The organism is Sphingomonas sp. 66-10 (genome assembly GCF_001897045.1).
Taxonomy (GTDB): Bacteria; Pseudomonadota; Alphaproteobacteria; order Sphingomonadales; family Sphingomonadaceae; genus Sphingomonas; species Sphingomonas lycopersici.
The window spans coordinates 6,631-11,627 of record NZ_MKRR01000169.1; the positions used below are offsets into that span (position 1 = coordinate 6,631).

Annotated in this window: 5 protein-coding genes and 1 pseudogene; all 6 read left to right on the top strand. The window is 68.1% G+C overall.

Features of this window, described 5'->3' with window-relative positions; all coding sequences use genetic code 11:
* On the top strand, window positions 1-865 hold an 865-nt coding region (locus BGN95_RS26745; RefSeq protein WP_502688362.1), incomplete at its 5' end, for a TraG/VirB4 family ATPase.
* Window positions 865-2,094: a type IV secretion system protein gene (locus tag BGN95_RS26750; protein ID WP_286774588.1), complete on the top strand. Its 1,230-nt coding sequence runs from the start codon at window positions 865-867 to the stop codon at window positions 2,092-2,094. The genes BGN95_RS26745 and BGN95_RS26750, both read left to right, overlap by 1 nt.
* Entirely contained in the window at window positions 2,091-2,978 is an 888-nt protein-coding gene (locus BGN95_RS26755) for a VirB8 family type IV secretion system protein (RefSeq protein WP_286774589.1), read from the top strand. Before BGN95_RS26750 ends, BGN95_RS26755 begins: the two co-directional genes overlap by 4 nt.
* Window positions 2,975-3,679: a TrbG/VirB9 family P-type conjugative transfer protein gene (locus BGN95_RS26760; protein ID WP_286774590.1), complete on the top strand. Its 705-nt coding sequence runs from the start codon at window positions 2,975-2,977 to the stop codon at window positions 3,677-3,679. The genes BGN95_RS26755 and BGN95_RS26760 overlap by 4 nt, the downstream gene beginning before the upstream one ends.
* A complete protein-coding gene (locus BGN95_RS26765; protein ID WP_286774591.1) occupies window positions 3,676-4,785 on the top strand; it encodes a TrbI/VirB10 family protein in 1,110 nt (369 codons plus the stop codon). The genes BGN95_RS26760 and BGN95_RS26765 overlap by 4 nt, the downstream gene beginning before the upstream one ends.
* Window positions 4,782-4,997 (top strand): annotated as a pseudogene (locus BGN95_RS26770) (P-type DNA transfer ATPase VirB11); the annotation flags it as partial. The gene BGN95_RS26765 and the pseudogene BGN95_RS26770, both read left to right, overlap by 4 nt.

Below are 4,997 nucleotides of genomic sequence, written 5' to 3' on the forward strand. Positions count from 1 at the left end.
CCCACTTCTGCTCGAAGACAATGCGACCAACCGCCAGTTCCTGATCGACTGGCTCGCGCAACTCGCGGGCGGGGTCGATGTCGAGGAACAGGCGCGGCTGAAGGATGCGGTCGACGCCAGCTACGCCCAGCCACCGGGGCATCGGCGGTTGCGGCATCTGGTCGAGCTGTTCCGCGGCGACCAGCGCCCGCACGCCGGCGACCTCTGGTCGCGGCTGCGCCCGTGGTGGGGCGATGGCGAACGCGCCTGGCTGTTCGACAATGCCGAGGATGCGACCGACCTCGCCGCGCGCGCGGTCGGGTTCGACATGAGCCGCATCCTCGACGATCCGACCGTCCGCACTCCGGCGATGATGTACCTGTTCCACCGCGTCGAGGAACGGCTCGACGGGGATCCGGCGATCATCGTCGTCGACGAGGGCTGGAAGGCGCTCGACGACGAGGTGTTCGTCCGTCGGATCAAGGACTGGGAGAAGACGATCCGCAAAAGGAACGGGATCGTCGGGTTCGCCACGCAAAGCGCCCAGGATGCGCTTGAAAGCCGCATCGCCAGTGCGATCATCGAGCAGGCGGCAACGCGCATCTTCATGGCCAACCCCAAGGCGCGCGCCGATGATTATTGCGACGGGTTCGGGCTCACGCCCCATGAGTATGAGATCGTCCGCTCGCTCCCCGATAGCGCACATTGCTTCCTGATCAAGCACGGCAATGAGAGCGTGGTCGCGCGGCTCAACCTTACTGGTGAGCGCGAGCTTCTCACCATTCTTTCAGGGAGAGAGCGCACCGTGCGGTTGCTCGACCAGCTGCGCGCCGAGCACGGCGACGCGCCCGAGGCGTGGTATGACGCGCTGATGGAGCGCGCGTGATGGCCGTGCCATGCCAGGCGGGCGTATCGCCCGAGAGCTTCGCGCCGGGGATGCTCTCCTACCTCGACTGCCAGGCGCAGATGCTGGGGGCATCCGGCTATCAGGCGCTGGCGGCGAGTGGGTCGCCGGCGGCAGCCTTGCTCACCGGCATGGTCACCCTGCTGATCGCGCTGATCGGCTATCGCATGCTGCTGGGCAATACCCCTGGCGTGCATGAAGGCGTGCTGACCTTCGTCAAGATCGGGCTGGTCCTCGTACTGGCGACAAGCTGGCCCGCCTATCAGACGGTGATCTATGATCTGATCCTGCGCGCGCCTGCCGAACTCATGGCAAGCATCGGTAGCGCGAGCGGACTTCCCGGTGCCAGCGGAGGCCTTCCCGCACGGCTCGACGCGGTCGACCAGGCACTGAAGGCGCTGGCGATCGAAGGCGTGGGGGCGCCGCCAATGGGGCCGGAAGGCATGCCGCAGATGCCGTCGGTTGCCCCGCCGCCGTTCCTTGGGTTTGACGCTTTTGCGCTCGGTATCTCACGCGTGGTGTTTTTGGTCGGCGCGATTGCCTCGTTCGCCTCGGTGCGGATCATCGCAGGGCTGTTGCTTGCCCTGGGGCCGTTGTTCGCGGTGTTCCTGTTGTTCGACGGAACGCGCGGCCTGTTCGAGGGCTGGGCCAAGGCGCTGATCGGGGCCGCGCTGGCGGCGCTTGCCACCTCGGTCGTGCTCGGGGTCGAGCTTGCGTTCATCGAACCGTGGCTCGCGACGCTGCTCGCACGGCGCGCGAGCGGGCTCGATATCATCGGCGTGCCGGGCCAGCTGCTTGCCGCCTCGATCATCTTCGCGATCGCGCTGGTCGCGGTGACCCTGACGATAGCGCGGGTTGCGTTCAGCCTGCGCATCCCGGCGTGGCGCACCCATGGCCTGAGCCAGCAGCCGTCAACGAACGTTGGTGCCGGCGGCACTGTCTGGACCTCGCCGGCGGCGGCGATCCCGCTCGAAAGCCGTTCGCGGGCGGCGGCGGTGGCCGACGCGGTGGCGATCACCCAGCGCCGCGAGGAACTCGCGGCACAGGCGGGAATGACAATGACAGGCGGCGCCACACGCGTGGCGCCAATGGGAAGCGGCATGAGAGATGAAGGACGCGGCGTGATGCCGATGTCGGTAGGGCCAGCAGCGCGCCGACGGACGCGCCACCGCGTCTCGGCGCGTGCGGCGGCACGGGATCACCGGGCATGAAGAAGCAGGCGCGAGAGGCGCTCGACGCCTATTTTGCCGAAGGCGATAGCTGGGCGAAGGACCGTAACGATAGCTTGCGCGCTTCGCGGCGGATTGCATGGTGGGTTGCGGGCGGCGCCTCGACGATCGCGGTGTGCGAGGCACTGGCGCTCATGTTCCTGACCCCGCTGAAGACGGTCGAACCCTATACCCTGCTGGTCGACCGGCAGACCGGGTTCGTCCAGCAGCTCAAACCGCTCGAACCGCAGATGATCTCGGGCGATCGGGCGCTGACCCAGTCGTTCCTCGTGCAATATGTAATCGCGCGCGAGGAGTTCGACATCAACGCGCTGCAAAGCGATTATCGCAAGGTCGGGCTATGGTCGGGCGGGCAGGCGCGCGCCGACTATCTCGGGGCCGTGCAGGCGTCGAACCCGGATAGTCCGCTCGCGCGACTGCCGCGGTCGAGCACGATCGAGGTACGGGTCAAGAGCGTGACCGCGCTTGGCCCCAACGCGGCGATGGTGCGGTTCGACACCCTGAGGCGCGATGCCGGCGGCGAAGCGCGTGCCGGCCAGCCGTGGATGACGGTGATCCGCTACGAATATAGCGGCGCGCCGATGAGCGCGGCCGACCGGATGATCAACCCGCTCGGGTTCAAGGTCACGCGCTACCGCAAGAGCCCGGAAGCCTTGCCACCGGCAGAGCCGGCGCAGAGCGCAGCACCTGCGCCAGCTGCCACGCCGACGCCGATCGGTGCAGCGCCAGCCAGTGCCGCGCCGGCTGCCGGCCTCGTAGCGCCGGCAACCCCGGCGCGCGCGCCTGCGCCACTTGCCTATCCGGGCTATCCGATGACCCGGGGCCAGCCTTCCGCCGCGCCTGTGCCAATGCAGCGGCGGCCATGATCCGGATAGCGATCCTTCTGGTTGCGGCAGGCGGGTTCGCGACGGGCGCACAGGCGCAGGTGCGGCCGTTTCCGGTCGGCGGGGATCCGCGACTTCAGGCGATCTATTATCATCGCGATCAGGTGGTGCAGATCGCCGGGAGCCCAGGCTATCAGATCACCATTGCGCTCGCTCCCGACGAGCAGATCCAGAGCGTTGCGGTTGGCGATAGTACCGGCTGGCAGGTCACCGCCAATCGCAGCGGCAATATGCTGTTCGTCAAGCCGACCCAGGGCGGCGACACCAATATGACCGTGATCACCAATGCACGCTTCTATGCGTTCGATCTGGTGACCGCAGGAGCGGGAGGCGCGGCGCCCTATGAGGTGCGGTTCCGTTACCCGACCGAAGCGGCGGCCAATGGCGTGCCGCAGACCGCCGGGCCGGCGCGCATCGGCGGGGAGTATCGGCTGAAGGGGGCACATGCATTGCGCCCGACCCGGATGAGCGATGACGGCGAGCGGACCTGGATCGAATGGGCGCCCGACGCCTTGTTGCCGGCGGTGTTCATCATCGACGATCATGGCAAGGAGAGCCTTGCCAACGGCAATATGCGTGGGTCCTTCTATGTGATCGACAGCGTTCACGATCATCTGCTGTTCCGCATCGATCGCGAGACCGTGCGCGCCGATCGCCATCTGCCGAAAGCGCCGAAGAAATGACGCTGCCGCCTTCATCGCCGACGCCGGTATCGGGTGAGCGCAGCGCGCTGCCAGTGGTTGCGCGTCCCAGGTCCGGGCTGTCCGGCACCGCCATCGCGATCGGCGCCGGGGTCGCAGCGCTGGCATTGTTCGGTGTGCTCGAAGCGCGGCGCCAATCGGCGAGTGCGCCGGCGGTCAGTGCAGGAGGCGCCGAACTGGCGGTCGCCGAGGCTCCGCCGCCGCTCTACATCCCGCCAGAACCGGCGCCGGCCTATGCGCCACAACAGACCGCGTTGCCGACGCCGGCCCCGGCGCTTGCCGTGGCGCCGCTCCCGCGCGCGCAGCCGTCGGCGGTCGCAATGCCGGTTCAACCGCTGCCACAGCAGGCGTTCGTGCCGCAACAGCCGGCCGAGCGACCCGCACGGAACAGTGGCGGGTCGGCGCTGGTGATCGATAGCTCGCAGACCCGCGGGGGTGGCGAGCAGGCTGCCGGCGCCGCAGCGCCGGGGCAGGCGCCGAGCGGTATGGCAGCGGACGGCACCGCCGCGCGGGTCAGTGCGGGCACCATTGCCAATCGGGCGACGACTGTGCCGCAGGGGACATTGATCCCGGCGGTGCTCGAGACTGCGTTCAACTCGAGTCGCGCGGGTTTTGCGCGCGCGCTCGTGCAGCGTGACGTGCGTGGGTTCGACGGCACGAAGGTGCTGATCCCGCGCGGCAGCCGGCTGATCGGCGAATATCGTTCGGACGCGACGTCGGGACAGAAGCGCGCCCTGATCAACTGGACGCGGCTGATCCGGCCCGATGGGGTGACGATCGCGATTGGCTCGCCGGCGACCGATCCGCTTGGCACCGGCGGGATCAAGGCGAAGGTCAACAGCCATTTCTTCGAGCGGTTTGCTGGCGCGATCCTGCAATCGGCGCTTGATGTCGGGGTGACGCTGGCGGCGCGCTCGGTCGACAGTTCGGTGTTGGTGCTGCCGGGTGCGCTTCAGGGCGGCGGGGCCGGCGCCGGTGTTCGCACGCCAAACCAGATTCCCCCGACCCTGAGCGTTCGGCAGGGAACCAGTGTCAGCGTGTTCGTCGCGCGCGATCTCGACTTCACCGAGGTCGAAGGCCGGCAATGAGCGTCCATGCGTTCGGTGACTGGGTTTATCTCACGAGCTATCTCGCGCCGCTGGCGCCCGCGCTCGATCGGCCCGAGGTCACCGATATCTATATCAACCGTCCCGGAGAGATCTGGCTAGAGGCGCTGGGCGGGGCGATCGAGCGCCACGAGATCCCTGCGCTCGATGCGGCGATGCTCCATCGGCTGGCGCGGCAGGTCGCCGCACTCAAC